This window comes from Streptomyces sp. NPDC001339 (assembly GCF_042895955.1).
Lineage (GTDB): Bacteria > Actinomycetota > Actinomycetes > Streptomycetales > Streptomycetaceae > Streptomyces.
This window is the reverse complement of record NZ_JBIAWT010000013.1, coordinates 159,932-176,137: the sequence shown is the minus strand read 5'-3', so window position 1 is coordinate 176,137 and position 16,206 is coordinate 159,932. Positions and strand designations below refer to the sequence as shown.

Below are 16,206 nucleotides of genomic sequence, written 5' to 3'. Positions count from 1 at the left end.
TATGTGGGCATGCCGGCGTTTCCCCGGGCCGCGGCGGTCTCCACCCGTGATGCCCGGCTGCGCGCCAACCTCGCCCATGCCACCCGCGCCATCCGCGACAAGCGGGCCAGGGCGGTGGCCGAACTGGACGACTGGGCGCAGCTGCGGGCCGCCGGGGCCGCGGTGAAGGACCGTACCCTGCGCCGTCTGGATCACTATCTGGAGCAGCTGGAGGCAGCGGTCACCGCGGCGGGCGGGCGGGTCCACTGGGCGGCGGACGCCGGGGAGGCCAACCGGATCGTCACCGCGCTGGTGGCGGAGACCGGTGAGCGCGAGGTCGTCAAGGTCAAGTCGATGGCGACGCAGGAGACCGGGCTCAACGACGCGCTGGCCCGGGCCGGCATCCGGGCGTACGAGACGGACCTGGCGGAGCTGATCGTGCAGCTCGGGGGCGATCTGCCGTCGCACATCCTGGTCCCGGCGATCCACCGCAACCGCTCCGAGATCCGGGACATCTTCCGCCGGGAGATGGGGCGTTGGGGCCGTCCGGCGCCGGAGGAACTCTCCGACTCCCCCGCCGAGCTGGCCGAGGCGGCCCGGCTGCATCTGCGGGAGAAGTTCCTGTCCGCGAAGGTGGGGATCTCCGGTGCCAACTTCATGGTCGCCGAGACCGGCACCCTGGTGGTGGTGGAATCCGAGGGCAACGGGCGTATGTGTCTGACCCTGCCCGAGACGCTGATCTCGGTGGTCGGGATCGAGAAGGTGGTGCCCACCTGGCAGGACCTGGAGATCTTCCTCCAGTTGCTGCCGCGCTCCTCGACAGCCGAGCGGATGAACCCGTACACCTCCACCTGGACGGGCACCACGGACGGCGACGGGCCGCGGACCTTCCACCTCGTCCTGCTGGACAACGGGCGGACCGATGCCCTCGCCGACTCCGTCGGGCGGCAGGCGCTGCGCTGTATCCGCTGCTCGGCCTGTCTGAACGTGTGCCCGGTGTACGAGCGGGCCGGCGGGCATGCCTACGGGTCGCCCTACCCCGGCCCGATCGGTGCCATCCTCACGCCCCAACTGAGGGGCGTTCAGGGGGAGCTGGAGGCTTCACTGCCCTATGCCTCGTCGCTCTGCGGGGCCTGCTACGAGGTGTGTCCGGTCGCCATCGACATCCCCGAGGTGCTGGTGCACCTGCGGGAGCGGGTGGCGGAGGGCGGGCCGGTCACGGTGCGCGGCACCCGTACGGTCCTCAGACCGGCCGGCGGGCATGCCGCGGAGCGGGCCGCGATGCGCGCTGCGACCTGGGCGTTCGACCACCCGGGCGGGCTGCGGCGCGGGATGCGCCTGGCGGCTCGGACCCGGCGGTTCCACCCGCGGCGGCTGCCGGGTCCGGGCCGCGCGTGGTCGAGGACCCGCGATCTGCCGGCGGTACCGGCCGAATCGTTCCGTGACTGGTGGCAGCGCACCCGCGGGACGTCGTCCGAGACGTCCGGGCGGCGCGGCGGGACCGAAGGGGAGGTCACATGAGCAGCCGGGATGTGGTGCTGGCGCGGGTGCGCCGGGCGCTGGCGGATGTGCCGCGCGGGACGGAGCGGGACGATCCGGCGGTGGTGAGGGACTACCGGCGGGTGCACGGCTCCCGTACGACGGCGGAGACCGTCGAGCTGCTCGCGGAGAACCTCGCGGACTACCGGGCGCTGGTGCACCGCAGCGACGCCGCGGGGCTGCCGGCGCTGATCGGGCGGCTGCTGGTGGCCCGCGGGGCGCGGTCGGTGGTGGTGCCGGCGGGACTGGAGCCGTCCTGGCTGGGGGTGGCGTTGTCGGCCGGCTCCGGTATCACCCGGGTCGAGGACCGGGGATCGATGACGGCGGCCGAACTCGACGCCGTGGACAGTGTGGTGACGGGCTGTGCGGTGGCCATCGCGGAGACCGGCACCCTGGTCCTGGATGCTGGCCCCGGCCAGGGCAGGCGCCGGATCACGCTGGTGCCGGACCATCACATCTGTGTGGTACGGGTTGCCGGCCAGGTCGTCGGCTCGGTGCCACAGGCGCTGGCACGGCTGGCGCCGGAGCGCCCGCTGACCTGGGTGTCCGGTCCGTCCGCGACCAGTGATATCGAGCTCTCCCGGGTGGAGGGGGTGCACGGGCCGCGGACGCTGGAGGTGATTCTGCTGACCGGGCCCGAGGAGCCGGACTGAGTCCTCGCGGGAAGCCGCGGCGGGACGGGTGCTCCAACAGGTGTGCGACCCCGTTGTCAGTGGGGATTTCTACACTGATCGGGATATCTTCGCACACGCGGTGCGGGGACGTGCGCCCGGGGGGAGGGAGCAGACCATGCTGCGGCAGGACGTACCACCACAGCCTTCCGGCGCGGACCACGGCGTGCCCGTGCCGGATCCGGAGCGGCCGGCGTCCGCCGCCGCGTGGGCCTCCGTTCCGTCCCGGCTGCTGACGTGGCTGGGGCGGCTGGGCGTGGTGGCCACCGCATTCGCGGTGTTCGAGGCGCTGTTGGGGGTCCTGCCGCCGAATCTCACGGGCGAGGTGGCGCGGTACTGCGTAGCGGCGGCGGCGGGCTTCGGGGTCGGCGCCGTGGTGTGGCTGTCGGCGGCGCTGCTGCGCGCCCGCGCCGCGGCAGCCGTGGAGGTGCCACCGCCCGGGCCCGCGCCCGCGCCGGCCGGGTGGCTGCCCGAGCTGATGGACGGGACGTACGAGGCGCTGCAGCGGGGCGTTTCGGTGATCGAGGTGCCCGGTCGGGGGCCGTTGACCGGCTGGCCACACTCCCTCGCGGAGAGCGGTCCCCCGGTGCACCCGACGGCTTTCGGCACGGCGTACGGGCTGCACCTCCTGCTCGACATCGCCCCGTACGACGGCCGGATACGGGCCGGTGAGGTGGCCGAGACGCTGTGGCGGCTGCGGCTTCCCGGTGGCGGGTGGGCGGCCCGCTCGCAGGGCAGCGGGGCGCGCCCGGAGGTGACCGCGATCGTGCTGGGCGCGCTGGCACGGGCTGGCGCCGATCCACGGCTGCTGGAGGCCGAAATACACTCCTGCGAGGCGTTGTTGGACCCGGACCACGATGCGCCGGGGCTGGCCAATACGTATGTCGTGACGAATGTGCTGCGCGGGCTGCTGCGGGCGGCGCCCGGCTCCCGCTCGCTGGGCGGGCTGCGCGAGGTGCTGGTCAACGGTGCCACCGCCGACCCGGCGCGGGGCGGCCATCGCTGCTGGGGCGCGGCGCTGGCCACGGGGCACGGCAACCCGGCGCCCTCGGCGGCGCACACCGCGCGGGCGGTGGTGGCGCTGGACCGGGCCGCGCGGGTGCTGGGTGAGGACGCCCGGCAGTGCGCGGTGCGCGAGGAAGGGCTGCGCTGGCTGCTGGCGGGTGCGGTGGCGGGCGGTGCGATGCCCGACCTGGACAACTGCCAGGAGGAGGTCCGCCGGCCGGACCAGGAGGATCCGCTGCATCAGGAGCTGCTGTCGGTGCGGCACTTCTCCGCCGCGTGGGTGGCCCGGGCGCTGATGACGGACGGGGCGCGGCGGACAGCGGCGGAGGAAGTGGGTCCGGAAGCCTGGGAGGGGTACCTGGCCACCGCGGTGGCGCGGGTGCGGAGCATGCAGCGGGGCGGGGTGTGGCGGTGGGAGGACGGGCCCATGGGCCACCCGGTGTGGATGGCGTATCAGGGCCTGTCGGTGCTGCGGCGGTACGCACTGCTGGTCCACCGGCCCTGACATCGGCGGGTTCGGCTGCGCGGTGCCGCCGGCGGTCGGCGGCACCGGGAACAGGAGGCGGAGATGCAGGTCGAGGAAGCCCGGCGGCTGCTGGTGGCACGGCTGGGCGGCGGGCCGCGTCCGCCGTCGCCCGAGGCCGCGCGGGCGGCGATCGCCCGGCTGGCGCATCCGGACGCGCTCGGTCCGCTGGTGCGGCGATTATCCGCCGGTGATCTGGACCTGCCGGAGTGCACCCGGCTCTCGTACCGCCATGTGCTGGGTTTCGACAAGCTGGTGCTGCTGTCCGGTGCGCCCTGTTTCGTGCTGCGGGTGCATTTCTGGCACGGCGGGACGGGCCCGGCCCCCGAGGACATCCACAACCACCGCTGTGCCATCGCCTCGGCCGTGGTGCGCGGCCGGGTCCGGATGGAGTGCTACGAACCCGCGGCGGACGGGGTGCCCGCGACGGCTTACCGGGAGTCCATCGACGGCCCGGGCGGGGCCTGGCGGCTGCGCCGGGTCGGGGACGCGCGGCTGCGGCTGCTGCGTACGGAGCGGTACGGGCCCGGGCAGAGCTATGGCCTGGACGCCCGTACGCTGCACCGGGTGATGAGTGAGGAGCCGACGGTCACGCTGTTCCTGGAGACGGCGCCGCAGCGCTCGGTGACGGATGTGTACGTCCGGCACGGCGGCGCCGTTACGGGCGGCACGGTGCTCAGAAGTGGCGAGTCCCGGCGTGCCCGGCCGCAGCCCAAGGTGCCGCTGCCACCGGCCGTCTATCTTGCCGAACTCGACGCGCTGGCATGCTCGTTGGGCTACTGAGCGGCACCGGCCCGGGACCGCCGATGCGGGCCGCCAGGACGTGCCGGCCGGCCGCGTCGAACCGGCCGCCGAGCGCCTGGCGGATCACCTCGAGGTTGTACGCGTCCACCCCGGCCCCGGCCAGCTCGGACGGCCGGGCCCAGCGGTGGGCCTGGTCCGGGCTGGGCAGTACGACGTCGAAGGTCAGCGGGTGGACGAGGAAGTTCCGCTGATGGTTGTGGACCCGTCGGCCCTGATAGTCACTCAGGAAGGCGGACGACCCGGAGTGCGCGACGATGGCGCCGAGGAGTCCGGTCTCCTCCTTCAGCTCGCGCAGGGCGCCGCTCTCGGCGGACTCCCCCGGTTCCAGTTTGCCGCACGGCACGCCCCAGGTGCCGGGCAGGAAGCGCTCGCGGTAGCTACGGCGAACGATCAGCACACGACCGTTGTGCACCACTACCGCCGCGGCCAGGTATTTATGGGCTGCAGGCTGATTCATCGGAGATCTCGCAATCCGAACGGACGGGCGACAGGCCCGTGGCGGAGGGCCACCGTACCGACGATGCCTGCGCGGCGGACCGGCGCCGGCGGGACGACATGCGGTGAAGTGGCGTGCGAGGGGGGCTTGTACTGGGCGCGCACGATGTTCGACCCTGATGCTTCCTGTTGCCTTACGGCCGGAGCCGTCGACGCATCGGCCGACGGCGCGCGTTGCGCAGGGCGCGCGGCCGCCGCGGAGGAGATCCTGGCTCCGCCGACCGCCGGACCGCACAAGGTCCGGGGCGGCGGTCTGCTGTCCACCTGGCCGACGGGCCGGGTGACCCGCCGGCGGCCTGACGTCCGATCGAGCCGAGGAGTGCCGTGCCATGCCCCTGCTGGAGCCGAAGCCCGAGCGCCTGCGTCCCCCCGCCGGCGGCCACCCCTCGTACGACCGGGTACCCGGCCGCCGCGCCTCCGGTACCCCCGAGCCGCTGCGCGGCGACCTGATCGCGCTGCTCGGCCCGGACAAGGTGCTGCACACGATCTCCGACCTGGTCCGCTACGCCTCCGACGCCAGCCCGTACCGCTTCGTACCGCAGGTGGTGGTGGTCGCCGAGGACGTCGACGACATCTCCGCGGTCTTCTCCTACGCCCGCGGCAAGGGCCGGACGGTGGTGTTCCGGGCTGCCGGGACCTCCCTCAACGGCCAGGCGCAGGGCGAGGACATCCTCATCGACGTACGCCGGCACTGGACCGGGATCGAGGTGCTGGGGGACGGCGCCCGGGCACGTATCCGCCCGGGCACGACCGTGCTGCGCGCCAACGCCGTGCTCGCCCGCCACGGCCGGCTGCTCGGGCCCGACCCGGCCAGCGCCCTCGCCTGCACGCTGGGCGGGGTGGTCGCCAACAACGCCTCGGGGATGACGGCCGGTACCACCCGCAACTCCTACCGGACGCTGGCCTCGGTCACCGTCGTCCTGCCGTCCGGCACGATCGTGGACACCGCCGATCCGGACGCCGACACCCTGCTGGCCCGTGCCGAACCGGCGCTGTGCGCAGGCCTGCTCGCGCTGAAGGCGGAGATCGAGGCGGACCCTGAGCTGGTGGCCAGGATCCGCGCCAAGTACGAGATCAAGAACACCAGCGGCTACCGCCTGGACGCCTTCCTCGACGGCACGACACCGGCCGGGATCCTCCGTGGGCTGATGGTCGGCTCCGAAGGCACCCTCGGCTTCCTCGCCGAGACCGTCTTCGACACCCTGCCGCTGGACCGGTACACCTCCAGCGCGCTGCTGTTCTTCCCGACGCTGAGCGCCGCCGCGGCGGCCGTACCGCGGTTCACCGAGGCGGGCGCGCGGGCCGTGGAGCTGATGGACGGCAACACGCTGCGCGCGTCGGTGCGGGTGCCCGGGGTGCCGGCGGACTGGGCGGCGCTGCCCAAGGAGACCACCGCGCTCCTGGTGGAGTTCCGGGCGCCCGACGAGGCCGGCCGGGAGGCGTACGAGCGGGCCGCGGCGCGGGTGCTGACGGAGCTGGAGCTGGTCGCGCCGGCGGCGTCGGTCACCAATGCCTTCACCCGTGACCCGTCGGCGATCGGCGGCTACTGGAAGGCCCGCAAGGCGTTCGTCACGGCGGTCGGCGGCTCCCGGCCGTCCGGTACGACGCTGATCACCGAGGATTTCGCGGTGCCACCGGCCCGGCTGGCCGAGGCCTGTACGGCGCTGCTGGAGCTGCAGTCCCGGCACGGTTTCGACGCGGCGGTCGCCGGGCACGCCGCCCATGGCAATCTGCACTTCCTGCTCGCCTTCGACGCGGCGGAGCCGGACGATGTGGCACGCTACGCGGCCTTCATGGACGCGTTCTGCCGGTTGACCGTCGAGCGCTTCGACGGCTCACTGAAGGCCGAACACGCCACCGGCCGCAATATGGCGCCGTTCCTGGAGCTCGAATGGGGGCCACGGGCAACGGAGTTGATGTGGCGCATCAAGGGGCTCATCGACCCGCACGGTGTGCTGGCCCCGCGCGTCCTCCTCGACCGCGACCCGAGGGCGCACCTGCGGGGCCTGAAGAGCATCCCCCGGGTCGAGGCCCTCGCCGACCCCTGCATCGAATGCGGCTTCTGCGAACCGACCTGCCCCAGCGGGGACCTGACCACCACCCCCCGCCAACGGATCGTGCTGCGCCGTGAGATGCTCCGCCAGCCGCCCGGCTCCCCGGTCACCACCGCGCTGCTGGACGCGTACGGCTATGACGCGGTGGACACCTGCGCCGGGGACTCGACCTGCCGGCTGGACTGTCCGGTGGGCATCGACACCGGCGCGCTGATGAAGGACTTCCGGCACCGGCGCCACTCGGCCCGCGAGGAGTGGCTGGCGGAGCGGGCCGCCCGGCGGTTCGCGGCGGTCGAGCGGTCGGCCCGGCTGGCGGTGGCCGCCGCCGACCGGATCCGCGCCCGGATCGGCGACCGGCCGCTGACCGCGCTGACCGGTGCCGCCCGCCGGGCCGTACGCCCCGACCTGGTGCCGGAGTGGCTGCCGCGGATCCCCGGGGCGGCGGCTCGCCGGCTGCCAGCGACGGCGAGGGCGGACGCGTCCGCGGTCTACTACCCGGCGTGTGTGAACCGGATCTTCGCCGGCCCGGCCGGGCACCCGGGCCCCTCGCTGCCGGAGGCGGTGGTGGCCCTCGCGGAGCGCGCGGGCCGCCCGGTGTGGATCCCACCGGACGTGACCGGGACCTGCTGCGCCGCCATCTGGCACTCCAAGGGCTACCGGCGCGGCGCGGTGGTGATGGCCCATCGGATCGTCGAGGCGGCCTGGAGCTGGACGGCCGGCGGCCGGCTGCCGCTGGTGGTGGACGCCTCGTCCTGCACCCTGGGCCTCGCCCACGAGGTCGTGCCGTATCTGAGCCCGGACCACCGGACGCTGCACGCCGGGCTGACCGTCGTCGACTCCGTCGTCTGGGCCGCCGAGGAGCTGCTGCCGCGTCTGACGGTGCTGCGTACCCTCGGCTCCGCGGTGCTCCACCCCACGTGCGCCATGCGGCACTTGGGCGACGAGGCGGAGCTGCGCCGGGTGGCCGGGGCCTGTGCGCGGGAGGTGGTCGTCCCGGACGACGCCGGCTGCTGTGCCTTCGCCGGGGACCGCGGGATGCTGCACAGGGAGCTGACCGAGTCGGCCACCGCGAAGGAGGCCGCCGAGGTCACCGCGCGGTCCTTCGACGCCCATCTGTCGGCGAACCGGATGTGCGAGATCGGTATGGACCACGCTACGGAGGGCCGGGGCTACCGCTCGGCCCTCCTGGCGCTGGAGTGGGCGACCCGGCCCGCGTCCCCCGATGGTCCGCACCGCGGATGAGGGGCCCGGCGGGTCAGCGTGCGACGTGCAGGGCCACGGCGCTCCTCGCCGGGACGGTCATCCGTGCCTGACCGTCGCCCTCGACGGTGACCGTGTGGCCGGCGCAGTTGTCGGGGGCGGCGGCGAGGACATTGCAGTACGTCCCCGCCGGCAGCGACGTGGCGAAGGTCCGGCTGAGTTCGCCGTCGCCGTTGTTGAGGGCGACGAAGCCCTTGCCGGCCCGCGCGAAGGCGATGGCGTTGCCGCCGTTGTCCCACCAGTCGGTCAGCTCGGCCGGCCCCACCGCGTTCCGGAAGCCCACCATCGCGGTGATCTCCCGCTTCGCGTGCTGCTCGGTCCAGCCGCCGCTCCCGCTGGGCGGCCCGGCGTCCTTGTCGGACCACTCGTAGCCGGAGTAGACGTTCGGCGAGCCGTAGGGTGAGGCCAGCATGAACACGTTGGCGAGGGTGTGGACCGCGCCGTCCTTGTAGGAGAGCGTCGAGCCATTGCGCTCGGTGTCCCAGTTGTCGACGAAGGTACGGGCCCGGTCGCCAGCGAGCTTGCCGTCCGCGACGGACTTGAGCTGGGCGAGGCCGCCACCCTGGAAGGCGCTCTTGAGGTGGCTGCCGTAGCGGAACTCGTCGACATCACCGATACCGGTGTACTCGTCGGGCTGGACCGCCTCTCCTGCACCGTGGATGACCTCCTGCACCCAGTAGCCGGGGTCGCGCATCTTGCCCTTGACGGCGGCGAGGTCGGTGGCGGACATGTGCTTGGCGGCGTCGATCCGGAAGCCGTCGACGCCCAAGGAGCGCAGGTCGTCCAGGTACCGGGCGACAGTGGTGCGGACGTTGTCGCTGCCGGTGTCGAGGTCGGCGAGCCCCACCAGTTCACAGTTCTGGACGTTGTCGCGGTCGGCGTAGTCGGAGATGTCCTTGCGGCACGCGTGGAAGTCCTGGTCCTGGTAGTGGCCCGGGTAGTTGTACTTGGTGTACGAGGTGCCGCCGGTGCCGGTACCGGATCCGGCCGCCATGTGGTTGATGACGGCGTCGGCGATGACCTTGACACCGGCGGCGTGGCAGGCGCTGACCATCGAGGCGAACGCGTCCCGGTCGCCCAGCCGTCCGGCGATCTTGTAGCTGACCGGCTGGTACGAGGTCCACCACTGGGCGCCCTGGACGTGCTCGGAGGCGGGCGAGACCTCGACATAGCCGTAGCCGGCCGGGCCCAGCTGTTCGGTGCAGGCCTCGGCGACCTCCACGTACTTGCGCTCGAACAGTGTGGCGGTGACGGTCTTCTGGCCCGGTGGGGTGGCCTGGGAGGGCCACGGCGCGACGGTGGCGAGGCCGACCGCGGCGAGCACTCCGGCCAGCGCCCCGCCCAGCAGACGGGAACGTTGCAGCATCTTGCGGCTCCTTCAGCATGGGGCGCGGTGTCCCGCACCGCGCCCACGAGAGCAGCCACGCGCCAGGCCACTGTGGGGGATTCCGTACCGGAGCCTGCCGTTAACATCGTGAACACGTCAACCCTCCTTGCAAGGCTTTTCAGCTACTTGCGAAAGGCGCCGATGGGACCTCGTCCCCTCCCGCGCCCCCACCCACCGCGCATCGGCCTGAGGGTGCGGGCGAAGAGTCCAAGTCCGCCGCCACGGGAATCCCCTCGGCCCTCTTGTGTCTCCGGCCCCGGGCCGCCAAGGTCCTGACCGAGGTTCACGTTTGCCCCGGCGCACCACCGCTCCTCTGGAGGACCGATGAACGAGGCACAACCGCAGAACCACCACCACAACGAGACGGGCCCCAGCCGTCGTTCGGTCCTGTGGACCGCCGGTGCGACGGGCGCCGGACTGGGGCTGGGCGGACTGACGGCCGGTCCGGCCGCCGCGGCCGCGCCCCGGGCCACCGGCCCCTCGGCGACGGCCGCCACCACCCCTGCGGCCAAGGGGAAGACCATGATCGGGGTCCCCTTCGAACGGCGCTCCACCGTGCGCGTCGCGATCATCGGCCTGGGCAACCGCGGCGGCAGCATGATCGACCTCTTCCTCGCGGTGCCGGGCGTCCGGGTCGTCGCCCTCTGCGACCCGGTGAAGGAGAAGACCGCACGGGCCGCCAGGAAGGTCACCAACGCCGGACAACCCGCGCCCGCCGTCTACACCAACGGCGACCACGACTTCGAGCGCCTCTGCCAGCGCGGCGACCTCGACTTCGTCTACGTGGCCACGCCGTGGGACCTGCACTTCGAGATGGCGAAGGCGGCGATGCTCCATGGCAAGCACGTCGGCGTGGAGTGCCCGGTCGCGCTGCGCCTGGAGGAACTGTGGCAGCTGGTCGACCTCTCCGAACGGACCCGCAGACACTGCATGCAGGTGGAGAACTGCTGTTACGGCAGAAACGAGATGCGGGTGCTGCGGATGGCGCATGCGGGCCTGTTCGGTGAGCTGCTGCACGGCGCCGGCGCGTACCTCCACGACCTGCGGAACCTGATGTTCGATCCCACGTACTACGAGGGGCCGTGGCGCCGGCTGTGGCACACCCGGCTGCGCGGCGACCTCTACCCCACTCACGGCTTCGGCCCGGTCGCCAACTACATGGACATCAATCGCGGCGACCGCGCCATCCGGATCTCCAGCATCGGCACCCCCGCACTCGGCCTCGCCGCGTACCGCAAGGGCCATATGCCGCCGAACGACCCCAGCTGGAAGGAGTCGTACATCGGGAGCGACCGGACCATCAGCCTCGTACAGACTGCCAAGGGCCGGGTGATCCGGCTGGAGCACGACGTCTCCACCCCGCACCCCTACAGCCGTATCAACAGCCTCGGCGGCACCAAGGGCGTCTTCGAGGACTACCCCGCGCGGATCTACCTCGAACCGGACCAGAGCAACGACGAGTGGGGCGACTTCAGCAGCTACGAGCAGTGGGACCACTGGCTATGGAAGGAGCACGCCAACCCGCCCGGCGGCCATGACGGTATGGACTACATGCTGGTCTTCCGGCTGATGCAGTGCATGCGGCTGGGCCTGGTACCGGACTTCGACGTCTATGACGCCGCGACCTGGACGGCGCCGGTACCGCTGAGCGACCGCTCGATCAAGGCGCACGGCGCCCCGCAGGAGATACCCGACTTCACCCGTGGCCTGTGGAAGCAGGCACGGCCGGGGGTGGACTCGGAGAAGCCGGAGGAGTGAGGAACCGGGCGGCCGGACACCCCGGGCCGGCCTCCGCAGGGGCGGACTCCCGGGGCCGGTCGCCGTGGGCCCGGCGGTGGTGATACCCGCCGGGCCCGCATACGGGGGCGCTCGTCCTGCCGCCCTCGCCCCGTACGCTCCTCAGGCGGCGAGATGGGCCTTGTCCCCCATGACCACCACCGGGTGCCGGGCGGGGTCGAGGGCGCGCAGCAGCGACCGCATCCCGGCCTTCGAGACGCTGACACAGCCGGACGTGCCGCCGCCGTGGTCCATGTGCAGCCAGATCCCGCCGCCCTTGGACCGCCCCTCCGGGCGAGTGGGGTCGAGCGGCGAAATCCCCTTCACCCGGTTGTAGTTGATCGCGATGACGTAATCGAAGTCGTTACGGGTGTTCTTGGGCCAGTACGAGGGCGGGGTGAACGCCGAGGAGTGCGTATAGGGCAGCTTGGTGCCGGGGTTCGCGAGCACACCGCCCGCATCGGTCAGGGTGAACACCCCCACGGGGCTGCGCTTGTCGTCCTCGTGATGGTCGACGGTCCAGCCGCGCCTCCCGTTGTGCGCCGTCCAACTGCCCTGCTGGTCCCACCCCTTGGCGTGCTTCTCGTACAGGACCACGGTGGAGTCGGCGGAGTCCGGGCCCCTTCCGTAGACCGCGACGACCTGCCCGGAATCGGCGGGGATCCGGGACCGCAGCGCGGTGCCGATCCCGGGCACGGTCTCGGGGTGGACGGTGACCGGCGCGCCGGGCGGCGGGCCCCCGGGGCGCTCTCCCTTGGCGGCGCCGTCGTCCTTTCCGCCCTCGTCCCGGCTGACCGCGCCGCCGCAGCCCGCCAGAAGAACCAGCCCCGCCACGGCCACCGCCGCCATCCGCACCGCACCGCCCGCTGTTCGCATGCGCCCATGGTGGCACCGCCCGCCTGACAGGCCCTCAGCGCCCGCTCGCCGCGCGCAGATCACCACACGATTGTCCGAATCACCGGGCCACGGCGGAAAACCCTTTGAAATCGGCCCACCCCACGCGCCAGGCTTCCAGCACCTCCGCCGACGAGACGGGCGAGAGGGGCATTCCGCCTGCCGGGACGGCGCTCTGCCGGCCACCCACCACGACTTCGCCTGGGACCTCATGCATATTCGCGATCTTCCGCACCCCGACCCCGGCGTCCCGGACGTCCGTACGGGCGGCGCCTTCCTCAGGTGGCTCTGCCGACAGCAGCTCGGCGGCCACCTCAAGGCCCTCTGCTGGGGGCTGGTGAACTTCGGCGCCATCGCCTCCTTCCCGCTGCCGGTCGGCCTCGCCGTACAGGCCGTGGTCGACCGTGACAGCGGCCGGCTCGCGCTGTCCGCCGGCCTGATGGCGGTACTGGGCGTGCTGATCGCGCTCGGCAGCACGATGCTGCACCGGGCGGCCGTCACGAACTGGATCACCAGCGTCGCCCGGATACAGCAACTGCTCGCCCGCAAGACCACGGAGCTGGGCTCGGCGATGACGCGGCGGGTGGCGGCCGGTGAGATCGCCGCGGTCAGCACCGGCGACCTGGAGAAGATCGGCACATTCGCCGAGACGGTCTCCCGGTTCGGCGCGGCGGCGGTCACCACGGTCGGCGTCGCCGTCGTCCTGGTCATCCGTCAGCCGCAGCTCGGCGTCCTGGTGGCGCTCGGTCTGCCCGTCCTCGTCCTGGCCGTGCTGCCCCTGCTGCCGCCCGCGACCCGGCGCGCCGACATCCAGCGGGACAAGGCCGGCCGGGCCACCGAGCTGGCCTCCGACACCGTGGCCGGACTGCGGGTCCTGCGCGGCATCGGCGGCGAGGAGCTCTTCCTCGGCCGCTACCGCAGCGCCTCCCAGGAGGTGCGCGAGGCCGCCGTGCGCAGCGCCCGTATGTGGTCGCTGATCTCGGCCGTCCAGGTGGTGCTGCCGGGCCTGCTGCTCATCGCGGTGGTCTGGTACGGCACCCGGCTCGCCCTCGACGGCACGGTCGCGGTGGGCGAACTCGTCGGCATCTACAGCGCGGTCACCTTCCTGCTCCTCCCTCTCCGCCACTTCGAGGAGATCGCCCAGGCCTACTCCTTCGCCCGGCCGTCGGCGAAGCGTACGGCCCGGGTACTGGCCCAGTGCCGGCCGGCCGGCGGACGGGCCGCCGAGCCCGTGGAGATGCCCACCGGTGCCCTGCACGACCCGGTCAGCGGGCTGACCGCCCCGGCCGGCCAGCTGACCGCGGTGGTCTGCGGCGACCCCGACGCCGCGGGCCGGCTCGCCGAACGCCTCGGCGGCCACCCGCCGCGGAGCGACGGCGGCGAGGGCTACAGCAGCGAGGGTGACGCCGCCGTCCTGCTGTCCGTCTCCCTCGGTGGCACTCCGCTGGACGGCCTCCCCCGGGACACCGCTCGCCGGGCCGTCCTCGTCCAGGACAAGGACCCGGTGCTGCTCTCCGGCACCCTGAGCGAGCTGTTCGACGTCCCGTCCTCCGGCCGGGTGCCCGCGGCGGACGCCCTCACCGCCGCGGAGTGCGGCGATGTGCTGACGGCACTGGCCCAGGCGTCCGTCGACGACTCCGGAGACCCGATGCGCACCCACATCACCGAGCGCGGCCGTTCGCTCTCCGGCGGCCAGCGGCAGCGGCTGGCGCTGGCCCGGTCGCTGGTCACCGACCCGGAGGTACTGGTGCTCGACGAGCCCACCAGCGCCGTCGACGCGCACACCGAAGCCCGTATCGCGGACGGCCTGCGGGAGATCAGAGGAGGCCGTACGACGGTTGTCCTCACCTCCAGCCCGCTTCTGCTGGACCGGGCCGACCGGGTCGCGTACCTCCATGAGGGCAAGGTCGTAGCCGAGGCCGCCCACCACGAACTGCTGCACAGCCACCCCGCCTACCGCGCCATCGTCACCCGCGCCACGGACTCCGAGCCGGCGCTGCCGACCGGCCGGATCGAGGAGACCGCATGATCGGCCTGGCACCGCCGGACCACGACCCGGACGCCCCGCAGACCCTTTCCACACTGCCCGTCGGCTCACCGGCGACGGTACGGAGCTACGTCGGCGGCCTGATCCGCCGTCACCGCCGCGCGTTCACGGTCCTGGTCACCGTGAACGCCGCCGCGGTCATCGCCTCGATGGTCGGCCCCTACCTCCTCGGCGGAGTCGTCGAGAAGCTGGCCGCGGGCTCCCGCGACCTCCAACTGGGCTGGACCATCGCCCTGTTCACACTCGCTCTGGTGGCCCAGGCGGTCTTCGTCCGCATGGTCCGGCTCCGGGGCGCGATGCTCGGCGAACGCATGCTGGCGGACCTCCGGGAGGACTTCCTCGTACGGTCCGTGGCACTGCCGCCGGGCGTCCTGGAACGGGCCGGCACCGGCGATCTGCTGTCGCGGATCACCACGGACATCGGCCGCCTCTCCAGTGCGATGCGCGAGGCGGTCCCCGAGCTGTCCATCGGCGTGGTGTGGGTGGCGCTGCTGCTCGGCGGGCTCACGATCACCGCGCCGCCCCTCGCGCTGGCCGTACCGATCGCCCTGCCGCTGCTGGTCATCGGCTGCCGCTGGTACTTCAAACGGGCGCCCGGCGCCTACCGTTCGGAGGCCGCCGGCTACGCGGCGGTTTCCACCGTACTCACCGAATCCGTCGATGCCGGACGCACCATCGAGGCCCACCGCCTCGGCCGGCGCCGGATCGACCTGTCGGAGCGGCGCATCCGCGCCTGGACCCAGTGGGAGCGGTACACGCTCTTCCTCCGCTCGGTCCTCTTCCCCGTCATCGACCTGACACATGTGCTGTTCATGAGCGCGGTGCTGCTGCTCGGCGGCGCGTTCGTCATGCAGGGATGGATCACCCCGGGCCAACTGACCACAGGGGCGCTGCTCTCCCACATGATGACCGAGCCCATCAACATGATCCTGCGCTGGTACGACGAGCTGCAGGTGGCCCAGGTGTCCATCGCCCGCCTCGTCGGCGTCCGGGAGATCGAACCCGGAGCAGGCGACCCGGACCTGGCCCCCGGCGGCCGCGATGTCCACGCCGATGGGGTGACGTTCGGCTACCGCACCGGCGTCGACGTGCTGCACGACGTGTCGCTGCGGATCCGCCCGGGCAGCCGGCTCGCGCTGGTCGGCCCCTCCGGCGCCGGGAAATCGACTCTCGGACGGCTGCTGGCCGGGATCTACGGCCCCCGGGTGGGCTCCGTCACCATGGGCGGTGCCGAGCTGTCGGCGATGCCGGCCGAGCGGGTCCGCGAGCAGGTGGCACTGGTCAACCAGGAGCACCACGTCTTCGTGGGCTCACTCCGCGACAACCTGCTGCTGGCCCGCACGGGCGCCACGGACGCCGAACTGTGGGCGGCACTCGGCGCGGTGGACGCCGACGGCTGGGCCCGGGCACTGGACGACGGCCTCCACACCGAGGTCGGCTCCGGCGGCCACACCCTGACCCCGGCCCAAGCCCAGCAGATCGCCCTGGCCCGTCTGGTCCTCGCCGATCCCCACACCCTGGTCCTCGACGAGGCCACGTCGCTCCTCGATCCCCGGGCAGCCCGCCATCTGGAACACTCCCTGGGCAAGGTCCTCGACGGCCGCACGGTCGTGGCCATCGCCCACCGCCTGCACACCGCCCACGACGCCGACGTCATCGCCGTCGTCGAGGACGGCCGGATCAGCGAACTGGGCAGCCACGACGAACTCGTCGCGGCCGACGGCGCCTATGCGGCGCTGTGGCAGTCATGGCACGGGCGAGACGCTTGAGGA

General features: G+C 72.9%; 11 protein-coding genes. 8 read left to right on the top strand and 3 right to left on the bottom strand.

Annotated features, from left to right (window positions below):
• The first annotated feature begins 9 nt into the window (after positions 1–9).
• The 4 genes from ACFY12_RS31060 (at position 10) to ACFY12_RS31045 (ending at position 4,500) form a co-directional block, all read left to right on the top strand.
• Positions 10–1,500, top strand: coding sequence for a lactate utilization protein B (locus tag ACFY12_RS31060; RefSeq protein WP_390719288.1), 1,491 nt, complete (start codon positions 10–12; stop codon positions 1,498–1,500).
• Entirely contained in the window at positions 1,497–2,171 is a 675-nt protein-coding gene (locus tag ACFY12_RS31055) for a lactate utilization protein C (protein WP_390719266.1), read from the top strand. The genes ACFY12_RS31060 and ACFY12_RS31055 overlap by 4 nt, the downstream gene beginning before the upstream one ends.
• Before the next feature lie 136 nt (positions 2,172–2,307).
• Entirely contained in the window at positions 2,308–3,699 is a 1,392-nt protein-coding gene (locus tag ACFY12_RS31050; protein WP_390719265.1) for a hypothetical protein, read from the top strand.
• Between the two features lie 63 nt (positions 3,700–3,762).
• Complete coding sequence (locus ACFY12_RS31045) at positions 3,763–4,500, top strand: hypothetical protein (protein ID WP_390719264.1); 738 nt, start codon at positions 3,763–3,765, stop codon at positions 4,498–4,500.
• Here the strand turns inward: ACFY12_RS31045 and ACFY12_RS31040 are convergent.
• Positions 4,394–4,978: an NUDIX hydrolase gene (locus ACFY12_RS31040; RefSeq protein ID WP_390719263.1), complete on the bottom strand. Its 585-nt coding sequence runs from the start codon at positions 4,976–4,978 to the stop codon at positions 4,394–4,396. The genes ACFY12_RS31045 and ACFY12_RS31040 overlap by 107 nt on opposite strands.
• Before the next feature lie 367 nt (positions 4,979–5,345).
• Between ACFY12_RS31040 and ACFY12_RS31035 the strand changes: the two genes are divergently transcribed.
• Complete coding sequence (locus tag ACFY12_RS31035) at positions 5,346–8,312, top strand: FAD-binding and (Fe-S)-binding domain-containing protein (RefSeq protein WP_390719262.1); 2,967 nt, start codon at positions 5,346–5,348, stop codon at positions 8,310–8,312.
• A gap of 13 nt (positions 8,313–8,325) precedes the next feature.
• On the opposite strand, the gene ACFY12_RS31030 is transcribed toward ACFY12_RS31035, so the two are convergent.
• Positions 8,326–9,696: an alpha-amylase family protein gene (locus tag ACFY12_RS31030; RefSeq protein WP_390719261.1), complete on the bottom strand. Its 1,371-nt coding sequence runs from the start codon at positions 9,694–9,696 to the stop codon at positions 8,326–8,328.
• Between the two features lie 345 nt (positions 9,697–10,041).
• On the opposite strand from ACFY12_RS31030, the gene ACFY12_RS31025 reads away from it, so the two are divergent.
• Positions 10,042–11,475 (top strand): Gfo/Idh/MocA family protein, encoded by a 1,434-nt coding sequence (locus ACFY12_RS31025; RefSeq protein WP_390719260.1) that lies wholly within the window; start codon positions 10,042–10,044, stop codon positions 11,473–11,475.
• A 141-nt stretch (positions 11,476–11,616) separates the two neighbouring features.
• Here ACFY12_RS31025 and ACFY12_RS31020 read toward each other — a convergent pair whose 3' ends face one another.
• A complete protein-coding gene (locus ACFY12_RS31020; protein ID WP_390719259.1) occupies positions 11,617–12,369 on the bottom strand; it encodes a L,D-transpeptidase family protein in 753 nt (250 codons plus the stop codon).
• Between the two features lie 229 nt (positions 12,370–12,598).
• Between ACFY12_RS31020 and ACFY12_RS31015 the strand changes: the two genes are divergently transcribed.
• Positions 12,599–14,416: an ABC transporter transmembrane domain-containing protein gene (locus ACFY12_RS31015; protein ID WP_390719258.1), complete on the top strand. Its 1,818-nt coding sequence runs from the start codon at positions 12,599–12,601 to the stop codon at positions 14,414–14,416.
• Positions 14,413–16,203 carry an ABC transporter ATP-binding protein gene (locus ACFY12_RS31010; protein WP_390719257.1) on the top strand — a complete coding sequence of 597 codons (1,791 nt, stop codon included), beginning with the start codon at positions 14,413–14,415 and terminating at the stop codon, positions 16,201–16,203. Before ACFY12_RS31015 ends, ACFY12_RS31010 begins: the two co-directional genes overlap by 4 nt.
• Positions 16,204–16,206 lie beyond the last annotated feature (3 nt).

Bases quoted from the DNA above. Each gene is read 5' to 3' on its own strand.
- ACFY12_RS31015 (WP_390719258.1), top strand. From the start codon at position 12,599: ATGCATATTCGCGATCTTCCGCACCCCGACCCCGGCGTCCCGGACGTC.
- ACFY12_RS31060 (WP_390719288.1), top strand. From the start codon at position 10: ATGCCGGCGTTTCCCCGGGCCGCGGCGGTCTCCACCCGTGATGCCCGG.
- ACFY12_RS31010 (WP_390719257.1), top strand. From the start codon at position 14,413: ATGATCGGCCTGGCACCGCCGGACCACGACCCGGACGCCCCGCAGACC.
- ACFY12_RS31030 (WP_390719261.1), bottom strand. From the start codon at position 9,696: ATGCTGCAACGTTCCCGTCTGCTGGGCGGGGCGCTGGCCGGAGTGCTC.
- ACFY12_RS31055 (WP_390719266.1), top strand. From the start codon at position 1,497: ATGAGCAGCCGGGATGTGGTGCTGGCGCGGGTGCGCCGGGCGCTGGCG.
- ACFY12_RS31035 (WP_390719262.1), top strand. From the start codon at position 5,346: ATGCCCCTGCTGGAGCCGAAGCCCGAGCGCCTGCGTCCCCCCGCCGGC.
- ACFY12_RS31025 (WP_390719260.1), top strand. From the start codon at position 10,042: ATGAACGAGGCACAACCGCAGAACCACCACCACAACGAGACGGGCCCC.
- ACFY12_RS31045 (WP_390719264.1), top strand. From the start codon at position 3,763: ATGCAGGTCGAGGAAGCCCGGCGGCTGCTGGTGGCACGGCTGGGCGGC.
- ACFY12_RS31050 (WP_390719265.1), top strand. From the start codon at position 2,308: ATGCTGCGGCAGGACGTACCACCACAGCCTTCCGGCGCGGACCACGGC.
- ACFY12_RS31040 (WP_390719263.1), bottom strand. From the start codon at position 4,978: ATGAATCAGCCTGCAGCCCATAAATACCTGGCCGCGGCGGTAGTGGTG.
- ACFY12_RS31020 (WP_390719259.1), bottom strand. From the start codon at position 12,369: ATGCGAACAGCGGGCGGTGCGGTGCGGATGGCGGCGGTGGCCGTGGCG.